This is a genomic window from Legionella busanensis (assembly GCF_900461525.1).
Lineage (GTDB): Bacteria > Pseudomonadota > Gammaproteobacteria > Legionellales > Legionellaceae > Legionella_C > Legionella_C busanensis.
The window spans coordinates 1,258,711-1,280,261 of record NZ_UGOD01000001.1 but is presented as its reverse complement, the minus strand read 5'-3'; the positions used below and the strand labels follow the sequence as shown (position 1 = coordinate 1,280,261).

Below are 21,551 nucleotides of genomic sequence, written 5' to 3'. Positions count from 1 at the left end.
ATAAAAAGTAACAAATTGTTATGTTATATATAAAATAATTTTTCCTTTATTTATTTTCAGGAATTTATAGCAGTTGCTAATTTTGGTAACAAAGCCAAACTTTGTGATTTTAATCCTCACATGGTATTAGCTAGCACCACTTGATTGCATTGTGCATTCTCTAATTCTGAATGAGGTCTCTTCTTTCCTTTCCAAAATATTGCTGGGTTATTTAACAAGGTTTTAGTTGGTGTATTATTTTGATCTATAGATTCAACTTTAATTGAACTTAATTTACTCTTTTTAATAGCATTTTTATTCTTTTCTTTGATAGTATTCTTAACACTTACCAGGTCTTTTTCTACGTTGTGAGTTACTTCTGAAAATACTGAAGTGACTTTCTTTAACTCACTATTAACTCTTTTTTTATTGTTATAAGCTTCTGCAGCTTTAAAGAAAAAATGAAATATTTTTAGGGAAACTTTTTTTTCTGCTTCTGTGCCCATATTACTAGCATTAGGGAATACACCATGTATTGTAATTTCTGGATGAAATTGCATGCCAATTAAAGGCGCCCCATACTTTCCTTCAACTGCTTCAATTAATTTACCATCACTTGCCCGGGCTGTTATCTTTAAATACGATGGCTTAAGTTTATCAACAATTTGCTTATGAGCACCAAAAAAATTTCTTGTCACGGTAGGTGAATTAGAGGGTAAATTCTTTTCGTGGGAATTAAAAAGTTGGCCTAAAATAGATTCGGTATTGAAAATAATTTTATCATAAGCCATATAACCTTGTTGATTTGACTCAGCCGGCGTTAATGATCTCAATGTACCCTCATAATAAACAGCAATAGCTTCATGGCCGCCGCAAATTCCCATGATAGGCATGCCTCGTTGCGTTGCAACATGTATTAACGCTAACTCTGCAATAGTTCGTGATAAATCATAAGTGAAATTATTATTAGTATCCGGTAACTGATTAAATAAAGCAGGATCAATCATTGCTACATTGCCTGATAACGCTAAACAATCAACTTTATCAAGGATTTTAGTTGCCATATATTTAGCATGTAAAAAAAGCTTCTTACGGCCTTCTGTTGTTTTATATGCTTCTTCAAATACTTCTTTAGGTATGTCTCGCATCATTATTCTGAAATCAGCATCAACAACATTACACTTTACAGAAGAAAAGGATTTTTTAACGGAGGGTGCGCTTCGGCTTCCTACTTCAGGACTATCACTAACAGCAACTGTAATTTTTGGCATAGTATCACAACAATCAAATTGACCATAAAAATGATTGTATAGCACAACTATAATCAATTTGAACAGAAAAATTTAGAAAAAATTAATTTAACGTAAATTCTGGATAAGCTTAGTAATGCAATTTGCTATGCTTAAAGTATTGCAAGAAAAAATACCTATTTTAGAAAAATTATGAACTCTCTTAAAAACTTACCTACTAAAAGAAAGTCATTATTAGAGGTCTTGCCTCTATATTTTGTTATTTTTTTTGGCTTTGTTGGCTATAGCTTAATGATAACGGTATTTACGCCGATGATTCTTCATGCTCATGGCTTTGTTTCTCCAGATAGTTCTATGTACTACCGTACAATATTATTAGGTATTTTATTAGCATTATATCCTTTAGGTCAGTTTTTAGGCTCACCACTACTTGGTATGCTTTCTGATTTTTATGGGCGCAGAAAAATATTAATAATCTCAATTGCGTTAACGACTATTTTCTATTTTATAATCACTGGCTCATTATATTTCCAGAACTTAACCTTATTAATGATTAGCCTCTTTTTGGCGGGCCTTAGCGAAGGGAATATCGTTGTGTCCCAAGGTGCTATTGCTGATATAGCCAATGGAAAATGAACGCAGCACCCTCTTTGGTTATATTTATCTTAGTGCTAGTTTAGCTTATATTATTGGGCCTTTAATAGGTGGAAGTCTTGCAGACTCAAGATTAGTTTCATGGTTTAATTACAGTACCCCATTCGAACTTTGTTGTATTAGTTTAATTATTTTATTAGTTTTTATTATTTTTACTTTTAAAGAAACGTTAGTTTCTTCCCAAAAGAAGGAAAAAATTAATTATTCTAAATTATTAACCAATTTTTCTACCGTTTTTACTGAAAAAAATTACGATTTTTATTTCTTATTAATTTCTTATTATACCTAGCAATTTTTGGCTTTTTTCGCTGTTACCCCATGTATTTAGTTGATGAGTTTCATATGCAGGTAGGTCAGCTTTCTCAATTTATTGCCTGGGTTTCTGTACCTATTATCCTCGCTAATTTATGGTTAACAGGCTTTTTATCTAGACGTTACTCAGCTAAAAGTATGACTATAGTTTCCGCCCTGTTGACGGGAATCTTTATGATTTTAGTTATCATACCGAATCAAGAAAAATTTTTATGGCTTACCTTATTCTTAACTTCTGTGGCTTTAGCTATCTGCTTACCTGCTTGTGCTACTTTACTGTCTATATCAAGTCCTAGCGAAGAGCAAGGTAGGGTAATGGGCAATAATCAATCACTACAAGTTCTAGCAGAATCTTTATCAGGTATTTTAGGCGGCTTACTAGCCGCTATTATGGTGAAACTCTCATTAATTTTATTAGCAATAATTGCTATTTTAGGCGGATTACTTTTATTTTTAAGAAAAACTCAGCCTATTTAAAAGGTCAATTTAACCCTTTATTTTGTTATATGCGAACTAACATAATTGCCATTTTATTAATCCAAATTATTAAAAATTAAAATTGTTTTATTTTTTATAAAAAGAATTAAAATAGCGGAAAATTAACGTTTTTCTTCTCAAGATATGAGGAATTTTTATGTATTCTAAAAGACAAAACCCATTATTTTTTTAAACCCTTTAATAGAAAAATTTTACACTTCTTGTAAAAGAATTGAGTCAGACCCTAACTTTCAACCTGATATTAAAAATGCAGAGTTGCTTGCATTAGTTAGAGATAAAATGGCCAACCGAAACATACGCCTTCTCGACGTGCTTTAGCGATCCAGCCGATGAATTTAATTCCTTTATCATCCAATAAAAACATGTTAGGCGCGTTGTACCAAATTAAAATTGCTAAAAAAGGTTATGTAGATGATGATGAATATCCCTGCTGGCATATTGATGATTCTGCCGTGATATTTGTTGATAAAAAAGGACAAATCTCACTACATGCTCGCATGGAAGTCGAGAAAGGAAATTTAGACTCACCTTTAACGCACATATGTATTAATGATTTTCTAAGTCAGCCATGTTTACACTATACAGAGGAAAATACTAACCAAATTTTTAATTTTAATTAAGTTAACTTATCAAGGATGATCATTTATAATTAAACATTTATTTATCTTTCGCATGTCAATGTTTTATAGAAGTATAGGAAATTGTAATAAGGCTACTTAATTCAAAACCTTATTATTCAAAACCCAATTGCATGCCCCTCTGTTTGAGAATATGAGGCTGTAAAATAGCCTTCTTTTTAACAGAACATAGCTTGCCCTTCCCCCAGATAAAGGTAGGGCTTGGCATAATGGCCCTAGACTGTAATTCAACTATTACTTTAGGTTTAATACCATTTTTCTAGCTTGTAAGCACTTTGCCAAAAGCACCATTCTAATTGTGTGGATTTCACAAAAGCCTGAATCATTTTATCTCTTATAGTTTCTGAGGCTTCACTTCCTAAATCATTGGTAATTTCAATAGCAATTCGTACCGATGTTTCAAACTCTTCGCTCGAATATAAAGCTATCCAGTTATAATAAGGATGGGCTTGCCAAAGATTGGCAGTCATGCTTTTTCCTATTTCATGATAAATAAAAAAACAAGGTAATAAACTTGCAACCGCTTCCTCAACTGATGCAAGGCTTGCCATGCGAAGAAGATAATTGGTATACATAAAACAAGCAGGGTTAGCTTCAGTTACCCTTTCAGACGAATATTTACGCAGTGAAGCTTGACTAAGATAGTCCAAATGAAGCTCACGTTCCGCTTTAATTGCACCTAAAGCAAATTCTATAAATTGTTGGGTATGATGATTATGAGGTAATCTAGCTGCTGTCATTGCTAAAGCGCGGGAATAATCTGCCAAATATAAAGCATCTTGTATTAGATAATAAATGAAAATATCTTGTGGAAGTGTTCCTTCTGCAAGTTGAATATTAAAAGGATGATGGTGAATTTTTATTTGTATTTCATTCGCTGCTTGCGCCATATCTTTAAATATCATGTACTCGATTCTCCAAAAAATAAAAATGATCTACAGGGCCAAAACCTTGACCTAGGTGATATCGTTTTCCAGATATAATGGCTTGGGTTAAATAATATTTCCCCATTTCGATTGCTTTTTGTAGAGAAAATCCCTGAGCAAGATAAGAAGCAATGGCAGCAGATAATGTACATCCTGTTCCATGTGTGTTTGTAGTGATAATGCGCTGCTCACGAAACCAATAGCAGGCATCTTCTTTTAGATTATAAAAAACATCAGAAGATTGCCGATCATCGAGATGCCCACCCTTAAGAAGGATATTAACTTGCAATGTTTGGCCTAAAGTAATAGCTGCAGCTTGCATTTCAGCTTCACTGTTAATCTTTTCGTTTAATAAATATTCTGCTTCAAATAAGTTTGGTGTAATTAAATAAGCTGAACTTAATAGTTTTTCTTTAAGCTGCTTAAGCGTTTTTAATTGCAATAAACAAGAGCCATCTTTAGCAAGCATGACTGGATCAAGTATAATTGGTATATGTTTAACTTTTTGTAACGTTTGATAAACAATATCAATAATATATTCATCGTATAACATACCGATTTTAATAGCTTGAATAGATAAGTCACTTAAGACAGATATCAGTTGCTTTTGAACAAAATCTGCAGCAACAGGCTGAATGAATTGCACACCCTGGGTATTTTGCGCAACTAAGGCGGTAATTACGGTTGCAGCGTAGCCTCCAGTAGCTGAAATCGCTTTAATATCAGCATGAATTCCAGCGCCGCCAGAAGAGTCTGTTCCTGCAATGCTTAAAACACAAGCAAGATTATTATTCATGATAATCACCTCGCTTTGGAAACTTTGCTAGGGCATCTAGAAAATTAACTTTAAAAGAACCTGGGCCTTCTGCCACAGGAGCAGCAAGCTCACCACAAACTCCATAAAACATGACAGCTGCACAAGCAGCAAGATAAGGGTTATCATGTGCTGCTTGGAATGCGCCTATGACAGCTGTTAACAAACAACCGGACCCTGTAATTAAAGGCATTATGTCAGAACCTCTATGCAATAAGGTAACTTGATCACCTTGCATCACGGCATCAGTTTGACCGCTAATAACAATGACTGTCTGCTTATCTACTGAAAGATATTTTGCTGCCTCTATAATCTCTGCTGTAGTAATACTTGTATCAACCCCTTTAGTTATCTGATTAAAATTACACAGCGCACCAATTTCACTGGCATTACCACGTATGATAGAAAACTGATAATGCTTTAATAAATGTAAACATGTTTCTGTACGATATAAACTTGCCCCAGCGCCAACTGGATCAAGAATAATAGGTTTACCTAATTCATTAGCGACAAAACAAGCTTTATCACATAAAGCAACAAACTCATCATTGAGGGTACCGATATTAATGATGACTACGTCTGCTAAATGAATCAAAGCGGCCATTTCAGCCATCGCCAAAGTCATTATAGGGGAAGCCCCTAAACTTAATAATCCATTAGCAACAAATTCCATTGTAACTTGATTGGTAATATTTAAAATCAGAGGTCTTCTTTCTTTAATACGTTTTACCATCATATGGACTGCTTCATACTGCATTAAATTTCCCCTTGGAAATATTGCGAATTAATTCTTTTGCAACAAAGAACGGATTTGCCTGCTCATGAAGTGCACTAACAACAGCAACACCACAGGCACCATGCCTGATAACTTGCATGACGTTGTGAACATTTATTCCTCCAATTGCTAAAACAGGATGTTTAGAAAGTGTTACAAGTTGTTTTAAGCCATCTAAATTCCAAATGGTTTTACAATCAGTTTTAGTTTGACTAGGAAATACTGCACTAGCAGCAATGTAGTCTATGCAGTTTAATTGGTTGGCGCGTGTAAGTTCAGCGTAAGATTCAACAGAATAGCCAATTATTTTAGTTGGCCCAAGTAAACGACGAGCTTCTAGAGGCGGCATATCAGACTGACCTATATGCACCCCGTCTGCATCAATTTCTAAGGCGAGCGTAACATGATCATTAATAATAAATGGAATGTGTAATCTAGTTAGTAAGGATTTTAATGCAAGTGCTAAGGGACGTATCTTAGATAAAGGATTAACCTTATCTCTCAATTGAACTAAGGTAACACCACCTTTTACAGCTAATTCAACAAATTGAAGATAGGCATCTATAGATTGATTATTTATTTGCGTGACTAAGCAAAGATCAAGAGCAGCTATATTCATTGTATTCTCCTAACTTTGGAGAAAAAAGAGCAATGAATGACTAGATAAGAAGCCTAATCTAACAAAACTCACTCTCCCTCCGCAGGCATTATCCAGTGCAGGTTATAAGGGTATTTCTCAGCTTTGCAAATTCAAAGCACCCCTGGTGATTTAAGCTCAAAATCCTAAATCAACTCTATGACTATGTCAATTTTATTTAGATGAAAAAAGAAAGGACAAGAATAGGCTTAAATTTTTTACATCGTGTCAATAAAATCTCTTTATAAAAAATTAAGGAAACGATAATCTCTAGCACTTTGCTTTATGGGATGTTTTAAAATGTCTTTCTTTAACCAAATGTATGAATGTGCCTTAAATAATGATGATCAAGCATTAGCATTATTATTAAATCAAGGAGCATGTATTGATGAAAAACAAAACAATGAGAATTTTTCTACTGTTGCTGCAAAATTAGTATCAGATGGCCATACTGACGAAGCACTCAAACTTATTAATCAATTTGGCGCAGGTCCGGAATATGTTCTACAAGCATTAATTGAAAATTCTCAAATTGAAGCTGCAGAAAAATTAAAAAAACAATTTCAAATTAATATTAACTTAGAACATTTTAAAATACTAACGCCTGAAAGACGAAGAAAAACGTTCAATCAACTAGCTAAAATCAATCTTGATCCTTTAAAACAACTTAACGCTAAAGTATGGGTTGGTGACAGCACCCAGGTGGAGCAATTATTAGCAGTTAATTTAAATTTAGTTAAACCTTCTAGTTACCTAGAGACTCTAACTGCAAAAAATAAGATTTTAGAGTCAACTCTTCTGCGTGCAGCTCAAGGCGGGCATATGACTTTATTAGCGAAATATTATGAAGCTAAAGAATTACCAGATCTGTTGGGTAATCACTTAGTTGGTTTAAATGACATGGATGATAAAGGCTATTGTAGTCATCGATTTCTAAATGAATCCCTAGCACTACATACTCTATCTTTTATTCAAGATGAAAAACTTATAAAAAACCTGGTAAAGGCTATCAAAAAGGATGGCCTCATGTATGCTGAACATGTGTATGATATTAACGAAGTAAAAGATAAATCATCCATTATTAAACAATTAATGGGAACTTATGGCCTAGCTTATGATAAAGCGTACTATTGCTTAGAAAAATTATATACACGAACTGCTATTAAAACTGCACAATTAATGCAATTTTATAATATTAGTGAGAATTTAGCGGGTAAATGGTTGCATAGTCCTGCTATACGCATCTGGTTTCGTGAGATTCAGCCTGCTCTTAAAAGGAAGGGCATTTTTCAGACAGATGATATTATTAATTACATAGATAAATACGTACTAGAAGCATCTCTTAAGGAAACTGTCGCATTTAAAACAAAGATAGTACCTAATCAAATTAATACCTTAAAAGCGGCTGCTTCTACATTTTTTAGGCCAACTATTTTAGAGGATGACCCTCCTCATAAAAAGCCTAAACTTTCTCTTAAATTTAGATAAAATTCTTCTCGCCTAAACATAACTTGTAAAAATTTTAGGCTTAAGTCCAGTTTTTGCAATGAACTTAATTCAAAAACTGTCTTAAGTTCAGGAACCTCCATTAGGATAAAATATTCATAAGCTTGGAAAAATTAGCATTAGAAATACTGTCTTGTTATATAGGTGAAAGTGATACAACCTGACTCTCTTAAAAAAATTTCTAAAAAAGAATTAATTTTTAAAAATTTTAGACAAATCCTATATTTAATACATTTTTACTAGATACCAAGCAATACTAAATGCTAGTTATTAAAGCCCCCAATTTAATATTTTTTTAACTTTTTGATTATTTTATGGTTCGTATTTTTAAAATTAACTCTATAATTAAGTTGAATAATACTTTAAAAGGAGAATTGGTATGGAAGTCAATTCTAATTATTTAGCTAAATTTATATTCACCTTAAGTGTGGGTATTATGTTAACTCTAGGAATATTTACTTCTTCTACAAGTTTTGCAGCGCAAGGCTGTGGATTTGGCTACCATATGACCTACTTTGGCCGATGCGTACCTAATCAGCCAGGCCCTTTGGCTACACCTGTTCCAGGTCGACCTGATTGTTGGATAAATGGCCGAGGATTTCTACGCTGCTGGAGATAAATAGAATAACGCCAACATATTACGATGCTTGGCGTTAAATGAATTCAATTATAAATGAAGTGAGATGATGAGCTTATAAGAAGGTTCTTCATTCCAGTTCTTATAAAATTTTAACTTATATCTGAGCTGTTATATTATCAGCAAAATCATTCATAGCTTGCTCACCAAGTGAAAAGCTATAATTTGCTCTTGCTAAAATATAATCTAGGCGTTTTTTAAAGGAGCTATTGCTAGCAAATTCTGTATCATGCCTATATTCATTCAATGTTCTGATAATATCTAAAATAGTTTGCTCACCGCTATTACAAGCTTTAATAAGCTCTTTAGCTTTTTGTAAATGATGTCTTGGCGTAATTAAAGATTTCCAACCTGAGGTATAAGTTAAAAGAATATTTTTTATTTCATCTTTAGTTAATATACTGTTTTTAGTAAAGACATCATATTGTTGGCCTTTAAAGTGACCTAAAAATGTTAAATTTGTAGTCCAATGGCCATTATTTCTATTGTTTAAAGTGATAGAGGGCCGATTTGCTATATTGGCAGAACCATATAAATAATTGTTATCTCCATAATTCATGGTATTTAAGTTGATTTCAAATATATTAGCTAAATCATCTAAATCACGATGCGTACCCCAACGATAATTAACTGTAATGTCTTGCATAGCATCTACAATACGAGAATCACTTTTAAGTTGTATAGCAGATTCAGTTTTCAGATAAACGTCTGCCTTAAATGCTTCTAAGATCAAGCGATTAATAGGCTCATCAAAGTTGTTAAACATATACCTTCTTCTAACATCATTATAACGTTTATCTTGTACATTTTCAGGATACCATCGACTTAAACGTTCCATTCGCTGTCTTAGTGTCTTAATTTTATTTGCCACTTCTATAGCATATTCACGTGCAGCTGAGGAATTAATGAGGCCGTTGTAATGATTATCTGTTGAATCATTTTTAGCAAAACAATGAACCATTTCTGTAAAATCTATAAATGCTGTAGGAGGAAATTCATCTGGAGAATTTAAAGGTTTATCAAAAAGTTCTGCTTTACGATGGGTATAGATAATATGCCTAAAACAGTATTGAATTTTATTTAACACTGAAATAGATTGATTACTAAAATCAAAGGCATTAATTTCATTTAATTTAATGGGAAAAGAGTCAGCTGTAAGGCCCAGTGCTTGTATACTTAAATTTTGTAATTTTTGGAAAGTTGCACTTACGCCTTTCTTAGCAATTTCATGCTTAACAATATCAATAAAGCCAATCGCAAATGCATAAAAGGCGCAATTACCTTGTCCGGGATTATCTATTTCTCTTATTATCATTTTAGGCCTGAAAGCTATACAACAAATAAGGCTGTATTATAAAATAAATCAATAAATGAGCAATTTATTCTGCAATAGTTTTTACTAATTAAAAAAATTAAAGGCCTAAATCTGTTATAACTTAAATTTTTGCATGAAATATAAAGAGTATCCTTATCTACCGTAGTTAGTTTATAAGCCAGTGGTTATTGCTTTAAATTGGTCTTCTCTCTAAGTTTTGCTAATTTTCTACCCTAACACAACTTTTTTGCATCATATCTGCTAATATCCTCTGCACAGGTTTTATTTTGCATAATATTAGGTTTAAAAAACCTATCAGAAGAATAAATTGTGATAAAAGTTGCATAGTCTAGTGGTTTAAGTTCCCTCTCTTGTTTGAGAAGTTCATTGATTTTTACAGCTACTTTTTTATCACCATGACACATCACTAAATTACCATCTACTTTTTGATTTAAAATATTTAAATAAATATTAATAGAGCAAAGGCCCTTTAATTGCTCTAATAAAAATTTTACTCTCGGTAGTGACTGGTTTTGTACTACTTCATATAGCGGTGTATGACCATTATTATCTGACTTTTGAAATAATAATTTAATATCAATTTCTTTGAAATAACCTTGGGCATAACCTACTTTTAACGCTAAAAAATATTCTTCTAAAATTGTTTGATTTCCACTTAATATAGCAAGATGCAAAGGTGTAGTTCCTATATTACTTGCTTGAAAAAATAATTTACGACAGATGCGAAATGATAACCATTTATTTGTAACTGCTCGTTGTATTGTATTTATAAATAATTTTACGTTTTCTAATCTACCCGTTTTAACAGCACTTGCAAAAACATTAAGTCCCGTTTGATTACATTGTAAATATAGTGCTTGAAAATGATTTACTGTAATTAATTTTTCTTGCACACAGTCATTTAAAAAAACCAATACTTCCTTTGCAACATTTAAATTATTATTAAATACTGCTAAATGAATTATAGAGAAACTGCGTGGTGTTTTAGCAAATAAAATATCTGCTAATTTATTAGTCTCCAACCATTGAGCTTTAGTTATTTTTTTTAATTGAGTTAGTATTAACCTTAAGCTCGCTATATTAGTTTCATTTTTAATAATAGAATGTAATAAAGTGTAGCCATTTACATCTCTTTTCCCAATAAATTCACAAAATTCTTCTGTAGTTAACCATTGCCGCTCAATTAAATAATTTAATTCATTTAGCAAACCATAAAAATTAGTTGAATTAATTAAATTATTAAAATGGAGTATTGCGGGCTGATTTGCTAAAAGAAAAAAATTAATATAGTCAGAGACACTTATTATTTTTTGCTCAATACTAAAATGAATTTCATTAAGATAAGTTTGAAAATTTTCTCTATTTTCATTACGCAACAAAATGTATAAAGCGTTAATACCCTGCTGGCTATTGAAAAATAATATATCCTTATAATCTTGGTAAGTTAAATATTTTTTGTTAATTAAATCATGAATAGTATTAAGAAATTTATCTAAATTTTCCTTATGTGCCTCTTTTAATAAAGAGCCAAAGGGCGTAAAACCGCCTAGACAAGGTGTTGTTAAAAGAAAAAGAACGGCCTCTTTTCCCAAAGATTGGGCTCTTTTTAAAATTATATTAATTAAATAATTTATTTTTTCTTTAACATTGTTATTAGTCATGACCGAGCTTAAATGAATAGCATCTATGAGATGACTATGACCATTAATACTCGTCTCAGTTAAGGTAGCAAAGCTTAGTTTATTAATTACTTGAGTAACAGTCTTTTTGCTTACGCTATCTTTTATATATTCAATTATAGTTTCATGCGCAATCTGCGCTTTGAAAGTTCTGTATGTCATAATAATAAAACTTTAAATATATTTATATACCTCAAAAGAAGCAAGGTTAATTTCCCATTAAATACGAGTTTAATTAAAGGATGAACATTTTTTATTAATTAAATATCTATTTATTAGCTAGTAGTCCTAGCCTAGATAAATTTCTAGATTAGAATAGCTTAGCTTTCAACTACTCGAGCTATCATAAGATAGCATTAAAGCATAGGTAGATAGGTAAAAAGGTACTGATAGGAATTATTCATTCTTCGATCTTTTGCCAGAGGCATAAGGAATAAAATATATCTCTTTTAAAAGTACATACTTAGTCCAACTTAAATAAAAAATAAACTTATATTTCAATAAATAAGTAAAATATATTGACTCAATGTGCTAAGAAAACGAATATGGCCTTTTTAATAGAAAAGATAAGGAAATAAACCATGGCTTTAAAAAACTTAGTAAAAAATAATTCTAGTTTTCAATTAAAATGTTTACTTGCTTTAGCAGGAACAGCAGTTGTTACTTTAGGCGTTATTGCTGCGTTAAGTATAAAAACAGCAGCGGCAGCAGCTCCTACAACAGCTTTGCTTGCCTCTGCAGCAACTGTCTCTCCTATAATACCAATGGCGCTACCGGTTGTTTTACTGGCAATTGGCGCTGTTTGCTTACTGCCATTTCTTTTTAGTAGTGCTTGTAGGTTGCCAGGGAGATCGTCATATTTCCGGCATGGTTTCTTTAACACGCCTATTGTTGATATCAATACTGGGTACGGATATGGTGGAGGATATGGCGTTTCTAATCATCATGGACATACTGGCGGGTATGGTGCCTCTAATCATCATGGACACACCGGTGGTTTTGGTGCTTCTAATCATCATGGACACACTGGTGGGTATGGTCCCAGATAAAAGGTTCGCTTAATTCTTTTGAATGCACCAATTATATACTAATGGTGCATTCGTTAATTACCAATTTGTTGTCAACCCTATTTAAGCGGCAATCTACTTCAATAAAATAGTTTATTAGTAATTGCTGTTATACAACGTGAACTAATATTTAAAATTACACTTACAAAGATAATTGCGTTACTGTAAGCTCTTCTCGAGTAGCTAACCAATTGTGATTTGCTATTTTTTGATAAAAATTGGTTGTAGTTTTATGTTGTCCTCGCCGTGGTGATATTAAAGCCTCTTGCGCATGACCTACTATGTCATCATATGCACTTACGGCATCTAATTTCCTCTCCTCAAACTGTTTAATAGTATTGAGAATTTTATCAACTCTATGAGGTACACGCTGTCCTTCATTAATTAAGCCACCTTTAAATATTCCAAAACCCGCTACTTGCCAAGAAGTCTTTTTGATATCAGCTTTTAACTCATTTAAAAAGGTAGTAACTTCTATTTTAAGTTTATCTTGCATGTCTTTATTTTTACCTACCCATACTGGCAAAGTAACACCTTGAGTAAGTTCTTTGAGCGTTTGCTCCCCTTCCTTTGCTGTTGTTACCACTGGTATTTCAAGAGCATTGGCTCTTGCTTCTTCTAGCGTATTTGCAGGTAACATCTGCGTGTAATGAAAAGGTGGGGTTGACACCAAACCTTTTGCAGCAAAATTAGGATAATCATTTTTAAGCTCAAGCTCAGCAGTTTTTTGCATAATAAGCCACATACGCTTAACATTATCAGGTATAACATCAACATAATTTTGTAATTTTTTATCTTTATTACGAGCATTAAAATTTTTTTGAAAATTTGTATAATTTACTGCCCGTTCATAATTAAAATATTCAGACTCATTCTGGGTTTCCTCCTTAGCAATAAAAGAGCGCATAAGTAAGCCAATTAATCTATTACCACTTCGAATAGGATCCGTATTATTTGCTTGAAATTCTAATTTTAGTAAGTGATGAATAATTTTTAATGTGTCTTCAGCAGACGTTGAATTAAGTATATTTTCCAACAAAAGTATTTTTAACTGTTCAGGGATAAGATTTGTTTGTTTATAAGTTTGGAAGTCTAAACCAATTGTTAGCAAATAGCGTTCTGGATGATTTGAAAAAAGTAAAGACTTTAATTTTGGATTGAGTTTATCAAGCTGTTCTTTATCTCTCTTTGGTAATCGCGCTATTAGCTCTTGTAAATTTTGCCTCATTGCTCACCCTTTAACAAAAAAGCAAGTAATATAATAAATGTTTAAATTAAAATCAAGTTTGTTTTAATTTAAACACTCATACTGCAAATATATTTATAAGGAAAGAGATTAATCATTAGAACTCTTTCCAAACTGCCAGCTAGAAGACAATAGCAGTTAAAAACGGTGCTAAAAATTACAGTGTATATAAAGTACCCGAACATTTTGCAGAACTTTTCGGCTAAGATTAGCTATAAATCGCAAATCTTGAAAAGATCTATTTAAATAGGGGCCTTAGCATTATTTGTAAATTAACTTACACTTAGTGATTTTTTACAACTGGCTGAGAATAATCAACATAAAAGTTTTTTTCTTTTCTAGCAAAAATGGGAGAATTTCGACCCCCTCTTGATGTTGTATATGTATCGCTTATAGGAGATTGCATAGGAGAGTTAAAACCTTTGCCTTGCTTTAATCCAGGCATTTTTTTATAAGAAGAGGGGATTGTCTCTACTACTACTGTTTCTTCTTCAAAACAAGGCATCTGTGCGTTGTCATGAGATATCGGAGCTAATGAAGGCTCAGGATCTTGGTAAGGTCCCTCTAAATTCTCTTCACTTTCTGCCGGGATAACTTTTGCATCAGGTGCTACTTTCAGTGATTTTTGATAAGAATACACTTTATACTTATCATACAGCCATTTACATCCTGCTATAACGAGTGGAATAATCCCGCCTACCGCCGCTCCTATTGCAGTTCCTGGACCTGGAAAAAACAAACTACCTATAAGGGCGCCTAAGCCAGCAGTTAAACCAGCACTACCAAACGTTGTAAGTCCTAAACCTTCCTTAGTATTACCATTAAAGCAATGAATTAAACCGCTTATTACTAAACCCTTAGCAAAACCGATACCTGCACCAATACCTGCTCCTACAGCCGTCCCGATAACAGGAAAAATACAGGTCCCAATTAGTGCCCCTATAGTTGTACCTAGTCCTGTTGTGCCTAATATAGTTAATCCTGTACCTGCCTTAGAATTTATCTTAATTAAATTACCAATTCCATTAATAATAAATCCAATACCAGCGCCAATACCAGCACCAAACGCTGCGCCAATGGCTGTACCTACACCAGGAAAAATAAAAGTGCCAATAAGTGCACCTATTCCTGCACCCATGCCTGCGCTACCTAAAACACTCAATGCAGTACTTAACTTTGGATTATCTTTCCATAATTCATAAATACTACCCAGAGAAAATCCTTCAACTCCACCTAACCCGCCACCGATACCAGCCCCGATTGCGGCACCCAGTCCAGTACCTATACCAGGAAAAACAAAAGTACCTAAAATAGCGCCTGTAATCGCACCTAAACTTGCACTACGGAAAATAGGTATTAATACAATAGCAGGTTCTAAAAGGTTATTTAAAATCTTTAATCTTAAATTTCTTTTTATTCTTTTTATTACATCTTGTGAATTAAATATTTCTGCATTTAAATTATTAGCTATTTCTAATAATAAGTTAAGTTCCCGTAACTTCTTCTCTAATTTTTTTTGTTTTATATTCAATACTTTTTGGGTATCTGCTATAAACGTTTTATATCTTTTTAAGATGTTATCAATGCTCTTTGGCGTAGAAGGTATACAATCAGGAGTATTATAATCATTCACACTCAAAAGTAATGGATTTTCACTTACTTGTTTCTCTAACTCCTCTCTCTCTGTTTTTAACAATTTACAAGCTCGTTCCAAAAAGCTTTGATATTCCTTATCTAGTGCCTCTAAACTTATTATAGAATCAGCAGGTATACTTTTCAAAAGTAAAAGATCGAATTCATTATTAAAATCAATAATCTTTTTGAAAAAGTCCTCATCATCTTTAACTTTTTGATTGTAATATGCAATTTTGGTATTTAATCTTGCTATTAATAAATTTGAAGATTCTACACCTCTTTCATTTAGCACAGCTAAAATCTTATTAAGCCTAAACAATTTTTGTCTTTTTTTATCTCGGTCATCAATATTTCTTTCAGATATTAACCGCATGTTAAGTTCTATTAAATAATTTGCATTTATTGTATTATCTGCTTTAAAAAGAGGAGCAAGTAAGTTTGCTAACCCTGTTGAATTTAAGGCCTCTGGCAGAAGTTCTACAACAGAATTTATAGGTGCCGTAGAAAAACCTTCCCCAGAAATAAATTCAGTAGGATTGGAAAAAATAATCACTTCGCGTTCATCAGGCGGAGCAGTCGTATTTTTAATAATACTTGCTACCCACCAATTAGGATTAGCGTGATTAAATTCAATTGCGAAGCCACATGGCTTACCTTCTGCATCCATATAACCCAATCTAAGACGCTGCTTATTCTTAAGACTGTAAAAATATTGCAGATAAGCTTCTTGAAAGCGACGCTGTTCATCAGTTGTTAAAGGACAATTTGGACTTTGGATAGGTGAAGTAATTTTATCTAAAATTCTTATATTTTGCTTTTTTAAAAATTTTATTACCTTTTGTTGTAAGACTTCATCAATGCCTACCTCCTTAAGTTCTCTACTAAAATCAGGAGGCCATATTCCCCTATACCAAGCCTGAAAGCTAAATAATAATGACACTAAAATAGCACTATCAATATTTCCTTGAGCAAAAATATTTGAAATACTAGGGTTTCGTCTGGAGATAGGAGTTATATTCCAAGAGGACTTAAAGTTATCAAAAGTATAATTTAGACTAAAGAATGATGTACGCTGATGATCTTTCTCAACAGCTTTTATCAAATTTTTTTCTTCGTCTAATATACCTTTAAATAATCCAAGATAATTGATAGCTTCTTTAAAATTCCCTTTGAAAATTCTAGGAGGCATAATATCTTTTAATAAAAAATAACAAACTTTTATCGGTTATTTATTGTACCATTTTATTAAAAACAAAACAAAAAATATTTTATTTAATCTTCAACACTATAAATTAAGCTAAATTATAAACGATTTAAAATTTAAGCTATTGAACTATAAATGATTTTTTTGCTCGTTGAGCTTTAAATTAAATTCATTCTCTTTCTGCTTTATGTGCTTTTTATACCCAACTGGATCGATAAAAGGATTGACTTGACTCTTATTTAAAAGTGCATATTTCTTACCAAGATCAAAATACACTGCATGAGCGCCTAGGAAAATATCACAAGGCAACCTTTTCAAGACGTTAATAGCTTGTTTGTAATCTGAGGCAATATTAGGATAGGTTTTATTATTAACTAAGGGATATCCAGGATTCACATTAAGGCTTCCAACAATGACAGCTTGATATTTTTTTCCTTTATCTTTAACTTGCATCGACCAAGTGGTGCAGCCTTTGGTATGTCCTGGCGTTAAATGAGCAGTTAATACAGTATCTCCAAGCTTAACCTGATCGCCATCATGTAAGATTTTATCAACTTTAGTAGCTGGAAAATACATGCTTTTATCATTAGCATAGAAAAAATCGACAATTCCTCCAGACTCAACTGTAGCGACGTCCTGAGCCATAACCATATATTGAGCATTAGTTTCCTGCTTAATTAACTTACTACCTGCAGCGTGATCTAAATGGGCATGACTAATAAGAAGGATTTTAGTATCGCGATAGTCAAAGCCAAGCTTTTTAATATTAGCTTTAATCATAGGAATATTAGCTTCAAGATCACTGTTTATTAAAATATTGCCTTCTGAGGTCACTATCAAATAACTTGCCAGATCATCCATACCTACATAATAAAGATTTTCAGCAATTTTAAAAGGAGGAAAGGCATTACCTACAGGGTAAGCAAATATTATTTGAGAGGATAAAACTAACATAAACAGCGATAAAAGAAATCTTTTCATGAAATACTACTAGTGCAGTTACTTAAGTGCTTATTATATGGCAGTTAAATTCTGAAACAATCTTTTGTTAACTATTTTTAATAGGAGAAGAGTATGCTTGTTAAACAAGCATACTCTTTGCAAAGTTAGAGTGACTTTAAGAATTCGATTAAGGCATTACGAAGATCAGGTGATAGACCTTGGTAAGCGGTCCGGCTTGCTGCACCTTCCCCACCATGCCATAAGATAGCTTCATTTAACGTTCGCGCACGACCATCATGCAAATAAGCTTCACCACCACTAACGCCAGCAGTTAAGCCAATATTCCACAAAGGTGCTGTTCTCCATTCAGATGGTTTAACATTATTAATCTCAGGCAGAGTATCTGCTAAATCAGGACCCATATCGTGTATTAATAAATCTGTATAAGGGTGAATAACTTGATTTCTTAGCTCCGCTCTAGGGTGATAAGGACTGGTTGTAAACGTTGGCACATGACAAGCAGCACACCCAATCTGACTAAAAATAGCTTTACCTTGTTTAACAACTGCATTTTCGGAATTGCGTTGAGCGCGAACGCCGAGAAGTTGAATGTAGAGCGTTAACTGATCTAAATAAGTGTCACTAAGAACCGCTCCTGATGGTCCACAGTTAGCCTGTTGCGGGCCGCAATCTGGTGTAGGAACCACCGAGTTCTGTACGCCCATATCATTACGTAAAGCTGTAGCAATTTGCTCTCTTACAGTAGAATTTCCTGCTTTCCAACCAAAGCGCCCAACACGCGAAATTCCTGTATTATATTCTTTAATAATTCGAATACGACCCGCAACGCCATTTCCTTTATTTTTATTATTAGCTATTTCAAGAATAGCACTTTCAGGAATAGCTTCTAATAAGCCCATACCCACAAGTTGAGGCGTGATACGCGGCGAAAAACGAGTTATTACAGGGGTAAACTGGAAATTCGGCCGACGCAATCCATTCATTTCAGTCCAACTCTGGATCCGTACACTGCCTTCAGGTGTACCTGTGGTAGCAAACGGTTGTAAAACTGAACCAACTGTGGGATGAGGGGTACCATTATCTGACGATACTACAACCATATAATTATTCAGAGGAGTACCGACAGCAGGTGGCAACCCACGACCATTATTCACATGGCAGCCTACACATGAGCGATTAATATAATTTACGCCCACTTTGTTAGCTAACTCAGGAAAATTTGGATTACCGGGCTCTGAATGCGCACCAGTTATCATATCAGTATGATGAACTCGACGTCCAAGCATAAAAGGCTGGCCATTAATATTAGATGTGTTTGTAGCCATCTGTTTAAATAAATCTTTTGGCTCAGCTGAATATTGATGATGAATAGTTGTTTTACCACCTAACCAAGCATCCACAGGAATAGGGAAAGAATCTTCTCTTAACGTATTTGGATTACCAAACACGCCACGAGCTTCCCAAGGCACCATTCCTTGACCAACAATATATAAAAAGGCGGTACCATAATAATTTGCACGACCGCGCGGTGGATTAGCAAGGAATTGACTAATTTCTATTTCCATCCGATCGCCATTTCTAAGGGCGCGTCCTTCTTTAGGATTAGTAGTGATTATTGTTTGATAATTTAATCTATCACCACTGGTTACTCTCATTGAGACATTATGAAAATACTCAGCCACTGTATTAACGCCTCGATAAAATGCTCTAAACTCTGGAGCACTTAAAGGCCATAATGTTTTAACATTGGCAATAATTCTATTACCACCTTTAGCTACTTCGTCTATTAATTCTACCTGGATAGTACGATGCTCCCAATAGAATGGCAGATAGTGATCATAGGCATGGAATTCATCTTCACGAGCGTGTCTATCTCGAGCCCGATCTGCAAAACGTGTGATTAAAGCGGTAGGCATTTCTATCACTGTACTAGGTTCAAGAGGTGTACTACTGGAAAATAAAGGTACAAAATCACCATCTTCATCTGGCGGATTTGGATTAGTATCTGTGCCATATACTTTTAATTCCCAAATAGAATATCCCCACTGATTTCCTACACTACGTTTGATGCCATAAATCCGTATATAACGATAACTACCCGATACATTAACTGTATCAGTGCGATTTCCAAATACACCACCTGTTCTTCTAGCTAATATCGTCCAATTATTAGAATCATTAGAACCTTGAACTTCATAAATTTCTGCGTTAGCTGCCTCCCAGTCTATGACAACTCTATTTAATGCGTAGGCTTTTCCTAAATCAATTGCTAGCCAGGAGGGATCAATACCAATAATGGAGCCCCAACGCGTATTCGGATTACCATCAACAGCATTTTTTGCTGGTAGCCCTTCTGTGCTAGCCCAAGCACGAGCATTAAGTGCTAAATTAATATCTTGTGCATATAAATTAAATGCAAGAAAAAAAAGTAAGATAGTCGCAATTGACTTAAAACAATTGAGCTTTGACATGGATAATTTCCCTATTCTCAATAGATTAAAACCTTTTAATCCGATAATTTTTAGTAATGAGATTACCTTTAAAATTTAATCTGATCACTTGTACTTTAAAGAATTAAATAAATACCATCAGGCTAGTTTGAGAGACTTACGTTTTTAAATTAAGTCTCTCTAATTAAATAATATTAAACAACATTTTATAATTTGCAACAATTGTTAGTTTAAATTGAATAATAAATAAACATAAGGACTAATTGCCTAGTATTTAGCTAAATTTAAATACAAAATAAATTTATAAAAAACTTTTAGCGTTATTATTTAAAGATAAGAAAAAGGCTAACTTTAATTGCAAAACTGCCAATAAATGTATCTCTAATTTGTTATAATAACCTTACTTTGACGGATGAGCAAATTGATGTAACTGTGGCAATATACAAAGGTGACCTTTTACTTTTCTCATTCGTCAATCAAAAAAAGATTTTTACAGAAGAAGAGCCTTTTTCTTATGGGCTTAGTGATTTTTTAATTGGCGTATACCCAGATAAACTCGAGCGCTTCGCGAGCGGTAATTTGCCTTACCCTAAACTTTATTTTCATGTTTGACTACCTATATTACGAGACTTACTAGTACAAGTTTTTTATGCTAAGTTTAAAGTCAATTATTAATATCAATACTGACGATTATTTAGGAAAATAAATGCGTATATTAATTATTGGTGGTACAGGCACATTAGGAAAAGCTGTGGCAAATGAATTCTTATCACGTCATGAAGTCATTATAGCTGCCAGAAACAAAGGTGATATTCAAGTTGATATTAGCCAACTTGAATCAATTCAAGAGATGTATCATCAAGTTGGTAAAGTTGATGCTGTTGTTTCTACAACTGGGCAAGTTCATTTCGGTCCATTAAAAGAATTTACCAATGAAAATTGGGCTTTAGGATTAAATAATAAACTCATGGGCCAAGTCAATTTAGTAATGATAGGAATGGATTATGTGGTAGATAGCGGCTCATTTACTTTAACGAGTGGTATTTTAAACCGTGATCCCATTAAGTTTGGTGCTTCAGCCTCTCTAGTTAATGGCGCTATCGATAGCTTTGTTAAAGCAGCTTCAATCGAGCTTCCTAGGAGTTTACGAATTAATGTAGTAAGCCCTACTGTTTTAACTGAATCCATGGATAGTTACGGTGATTTTTTTAGAGGGTTTATACCTGTTCCATCAGCAACCGTAGCTAAAGCGTTTGCAAAAAGTGTAGAAGGCGCACAAACAGGCCAAGTTTATCAGGTCAATTAACCTTAGTGTGACATAAAAGTAGCTTGGTTTCTTATATGT

The 21,551-nt window shown here is 33.3% G+C and carries 20 protein-coding genes and 1 riboswitch; of the genes, 9 read left to right on the top strand and 11 right to left on the bottom strand.

Annotated features, from left to right (window positions below):
• Positions 1 to 116 precede the first annotated feature (116 nt).
• Positions 117 to 1,250: a gamma-glutamyl-gamma-aminobutyrate hydrolase family protein gene (locus DYH30_RS05815; protein ID WP_131740583.1), complete on the bottom strand. Its 1,134-nt coding sequence runs from the start codon at positions 1,248 to 1,250 to the stop codon at positions 117 to 119.
• Positions 1,251 to 1,421: 171 nt separating this feature from the next.
• Between DYH30_RS05815 and DYH30_RS05810 the strand changes: the two genes are divergently transcribed.
• From DYH30_RS05810 to DYH30_RS05795, 4 genes are all read left to right on the top strand, one after another.
• Positions 1,422 to 1,865, top strand: coding sequence for an MFS transporter (locus DYH30_RS05810; protein ID WP_115330743.1), 444 nt, complete (start codon positions 1,422 to 1,424; stop codon positions 1,863 to 1,865).
• Positions 1,855 to 2,172 carry an MFS transporter gene (locus DYH30_RS05805; protein ID WP_115330742.1) on the top strand — a complete coding sequence of 106 codons (318 nt, stop codon included), beginning with the start codon at positions 1,855 to 1,857 and terminating at the stop codon, positions 2,170 to 2,172. The genes DYH30_RS05810 and DYH30_RS05805 overlap by 11 nt, the downstream gene beginning before the upstream one ends.
• A 29-nt stretch (positions 2,173 to 2,201) precedes the next feature.
• Positions 2,202 to 2,672, top strand: a complete 471-nt coding sequence (locus DYH30_RS05800; protein WP_242604639.1) for an MFS transporter — start codon at positions 2,202 to 2,204, stop codon at positions 2,670 to 2,672.
• A gap of 350 nt (positions 2,673 to 3,022) precedes the next feature.
• A complete protein-coding gene (locus DYH30_RS05795; RefSeq protein ID WP_115330740.1) occupies positions 3,023 to 3,313 on the top strand; it encodes a hypothetical protein in 291 nt (96 codons plus the stop codon).
• A gap of 263 nt (positions 3,314 to 3,576) precedes the next feature.
• On the opposite strand, the gene DYH30_RS05790 is transcribed toward DYH30_RS05795, so the two are convergent.
• The 4 genes from DYH30_RS05790 to thiE are packed head-to-tail and all read right to left on the bottom strand — an operon-like array spanning position 3,577 to position 6,465.
• Entirely contained in the window at positions 3,577 to 4,236 is a 660-nt protein-coding gene (locus DYH30_RS05790; protein ID WP_115330739.1) for a TenA family protein, read from the bottom strand.
• Complete coding sequence (gene thiD / locus DYH30_RS05785; RefSeq protein WP_115330738.1) at positions 4,226 to 5,053, bottom strand: bifunctional hydroxymethylpyrimidine kinase/phosphomethylpyrimidine kinase; 828 nt, start codon at positions 5,051 to 5,053, stop codon at positions 4,226 to 4,228. The genes DYH30_RS05790 and thiD overlap by 11 nt, the downstream gene beginning before the upstream one ends.
• Positions 5,046 to 5,828 (bottom strand): hydroxyethylthiazole kinase, encoded by a 783-nt coding sequence (gene thiM, locus DYH30_RS05780; RefSeq protein WP_115330737.1) that lies wholly within the window; start codon positions 5,826 to 5,828, stop codon positions 5,046 to 5,048. Before thiM ends, thiD begins: the two co-directional genes overlap by 8 nt.
• The gene (gene thiE, locus DYH30_RS05775) at positions 5,818 to 6,465 is read right to left on the bottom strand and encodes a thiamine phosphate synthase (protein ID WP_115330736.1); all 648 of its coding nucleotides are present in this window, start codon (positions 6,463 to 6,465) and stop codon (positions 5,818 to 5,820) included. The genes thiM and thiE overlap by 11 nt, the downstream gene beginning before the upstream one ends.
• 56 nt (positions 6,466 to 6,521) lie before the next feature.
• Positions 6,522 to 6,619: riboswitch (TPP riboswitch) on the bottom strand.
• Positions 6,620 to 6,783: 164 nt separating this feature from the next.
• Between thiE and DYH30_RS05770 the strand changes: the two genes are divergently transcribed.
• Together DYH30_RS05770 and DYH30_RS05765 are read left to right on the top strand one after the other, a co-directional pair.
• On the top strand, positions 6,784 to 7,971 hold the full coding sequence (locus tag DYH30_RS05770) for a hypothetical protein (protein ID WP_131740581.1): 1,188 nt from the start codon (positions 6,784 to 6,786) through the stop codon (positions 7,969 to 7,971).
• 397 nt (positions 7,972 to 8,368) lie between these two features.
• On the top strand, positions 8,369 to 8,608 hold the full coding sequence (locus tag DYH30_RS05765; RefSeq protein WP_115330734.1) for a GCG_CRPN prefix-to-repeats domain-containing protein: 240 nt from the start codon (positions 8,369 to 8,371) through the stop codon (positions 8,606 to 8,608).
• 115 nt (positions 8,609 to 8,723) lie between these two features.
• On the opposite strand, the gene DYH30_RS05760 is transcribed toward DYH30_RS05765, so the two are convergent.
• Positions 8,724 to 9,941, bottom strand: a complete 1,218-nt coding sequence (locus DYH30_RS05760; RefSeq protein ID WP_115330733.1) for a hypothetical protein — start codon at positions 9,939 to 9,941, stop codon at positions 8,724 to 8,726.
• Positions 9,942 to 10,174: 233 nt separating this feature from the next.
• Positions 10,175 to 11,803, bottom strand: a complete 1,629-nt coding sequence (locus DYH30_RS05755) for an ankyrin repeat domain-containing protein (RefSeq protein ID WP_115330732.1) — start codon at positions 11,801 to 11,803, stop codon at positions 10,175 to 10,177.
• Positions 11,804 to 12,222: 419 nt separating this feature from the next.
• On the opposite strand from DYH30_RS05755, the gene DYH30_RS05750 reads away from it, so the two are divergent.
• Positions 12,223 to 12,690: a hypothetical protein gene (locus tag DYH30_RS05750; RefSeq protein WP_115330731.1), complete on the top strand. Its 468-nt coding sequence runs from the start codon at positions 12,223 to 12,225 to the stop codon at positions 12,688 to 12,690.
• A gap of 160 nt (positions 12,691 to 12,850) precedes the next feature.
• On the opposite strand, the gene DYH30_RS05745 is transcribed toward DYH30_RS05750, so the two are convergent.
• The 4 genes from DYH30_RS05745 to DYH30_RS05730 all read right to left on the bottom strand — a co-directional run bounded on the left by DYH30_RS05745 (position 12,851) and on the right by DYH30_RS05730 (position 20,227).
• Positions 12,851 to 13,936, bottom strand: coding sequence for a hypothetical protein (locus DYH30_RS05745; RefSeq protein ID WP_115330730.1), 1,086 nt, complete (start codon positions 13,934 to 13,936; stop codon positions 12,851 to 12,853).
• Positions 13,937 to 14,237: 301 nt separating this feature from the next.
• Positions 14,238 to 16,778 (bottom strand): hypothetical protein, encoded by a 2,541-nt coding sequence (locus DYH30_RS05740; protein ID WP_115330729.1) that lies wholly within the window; start codon positions 16,776 to 16,778, stop codon positions 14,238 to 14,240.
• Between the two features lie 144 nt (positions 16,779 to 16,922).
• A complete protein-coding gene (gene bla / locus DYH30_RS05735) occupies positions 16,923 to 17,774 on the bottom strand; it encodes a subclass B3 metallo-beta-lactamase (RefSeq protein WP_115330728.1) in 852 nt (283 codons plus the stop codon).
• Positions 17,775 to 17,899: 125 nt separating this feature from the next.
• Positions 17,900 to 20,227 carry a di-heme oxidoredictase family protein gene (locus DYH30_RS05730; protein WP_115330727.1) on the bottom strand — a complete coding sequence of 776 codons (2,328 nt, stop codon included), beginning with the start codon at positions 20,225 to 20,227 and terminating at the stop codon, positions 17,900 to 17,902.
• Between the two features lie 411 nt (positions 20,228 to 20,638).
• Between DYH30_RS05730 and DYH30_RS05725 the strand changes: the two genes are divergently transcribed.
• Positions 20,639 to 20,818, top strand: a complete 180-nt coding sequence (locus DYH30_RS05725; RefSeq protein ID WP_131740579.1) for a hypothetical protein — start codon at positions 20,639 to 20,641, stop codon at positions 20,816 to 20,818.
• Between the two features lie 94 nt (positions 20,819 to 20,912).
• Positions 20,913 to 21,512 carry a short chain dehydrogenase gene (locus DYH30_RS05720; RefSeq protein WP_115330725.1) on the top strand — a complete coding sequence of 200 codons (600 nt, stop codon included), beginning with the start codon at positions 20,913 to 20,915 and terminating at the stop codon, positions 21,510 to 21,512.
• The last annotated feature ends 39 nt before the right edge of the window (positions 21,513 to 21,551 follow it).

Coding starts and splice junctions, on each gene's coding strand:
- DYH30_RS05790 (WP_115330739.1), bottom strand. CDS start 4,236: ATGATATTTAAAGATATGGCGCAAGCAGCGAATGAAATACAAATAAAA.
- DYH30_RS05760 (WP_115330733.1), bottom strand. CDS start 9,941: ATGATAATAAGAGAAATAGATAATCCCGGACAAGGTAATTGCGCCTTT.
- thiM (WP_115330737.1), bottom strand. CDS start 5,828: ATGCAGTATGAAGCAGTCCATATGATGGTAAAACGTATTAAAGAAAGA.
- DYH30_RS05770 (WP_131740581.1), top strand. CDS start 6,784: ATGTCTTTCTTTAACCAAATGTATGAATGTGCCTTAAATAATGATGAT.
- DYH30_RS05730 (WP_115330727.1), bottom strand. CDS start 20,227: ATGTCAAAGCTCAATTGTTTTAAGTCAATTGCGACTATCTTACTTTTT.
- thiD (WP_115330738.1), bottom strand. CDS start 5,053: ATGAATAATAATCTTGCTTGTGTTTTAAGCATTGCAGGAACAGACTCT.
- DYH30_RS05720 (WP_115330725.1), top strand. CDS start 20,913: ATGCGTATATTAATTATTGGTGGTACAGGCACATTAGGAAAAGCTGTG.
- DYH30_RS05755 (WP_115330732.1), bottom strand. CDS start 11,803: ATGACATACAGAACTTTCAAAGCGCAGATTGCGCATGAAACTATAATT.
- DYH30_RS05745 (WP_115330730.1), bottom strand. CDS start 13,936: ATGAGGCAAAATTTACAAGAGCTAATAGCGCGATTACCAAAGAGAGAT.
- bla (WP_115330728.1), bottom strand. CDS start 17,774: ATGAAAAGATTTCTTTTATCGCTGTTTATGTTAGTTTTATCCTCTCAA.
- DYH30_RS05815 (WP_131740583.1), bottom strand. CDS start 1,250: ATGCCAAAAATTACAGTTGCTGTTAGTGATAGTCCTGAAGTAGGAAGC.
- DYH30_RS05765 (WP_115330734.1), top strand. CDS start 8,369: ATGGAAGTCAATTCTAATTATTTAGCTAAATTTATATTCACCTTAAGT.
- DYH30_RS05805 (WP_115330742.1), top strand. CDS start 1,855: ATGGAAAATGAACGCAGCACCCTCTTTGGTTATATTTATCTTAGTGCT.
- DYH30_RS05795 (WP_115330740.1), top strand. CDS start 3,023: ATGAATTTAATTCCTTTATCATCCAATAAAAACATGTTAGGCGCGTTG.
- DYH30_RS05740 (WP_115330729.1), bottom strand. CDS start 16,778: ATGCCTCCTAGAATTTTCAAAGGGAATTTTAAAGAAGCTATCAATTAT.
- thiE (WP_115330736.1), bottom strand. CDS start 6,465: ATGAATATAGCTGCTCTTGATCTTTGCTTAGTCACGCAAATAAATAAT.
- DYH30_RS05810 (WP_115330743.1), top strand. CDS start 1,422: ATGAACTCTCTTAAAAACTTACCTACTAAAAGAAAGTCATTATTAGAG.
- DYH30_RS05750 (WP_115330731.1), top strand. CDS start 12,223: ATGGCTTTAAAAAACTTAGTAAAAAATAATTCTAGTTTTCAATTAAAA.
- DYH30_RS05800 (WP_242604639.1), top strand. CDS start 2,202: ATGTATTTAGTTGATGAGTTTCATATGCAGGTAGGTCAGCTTTCTCAA.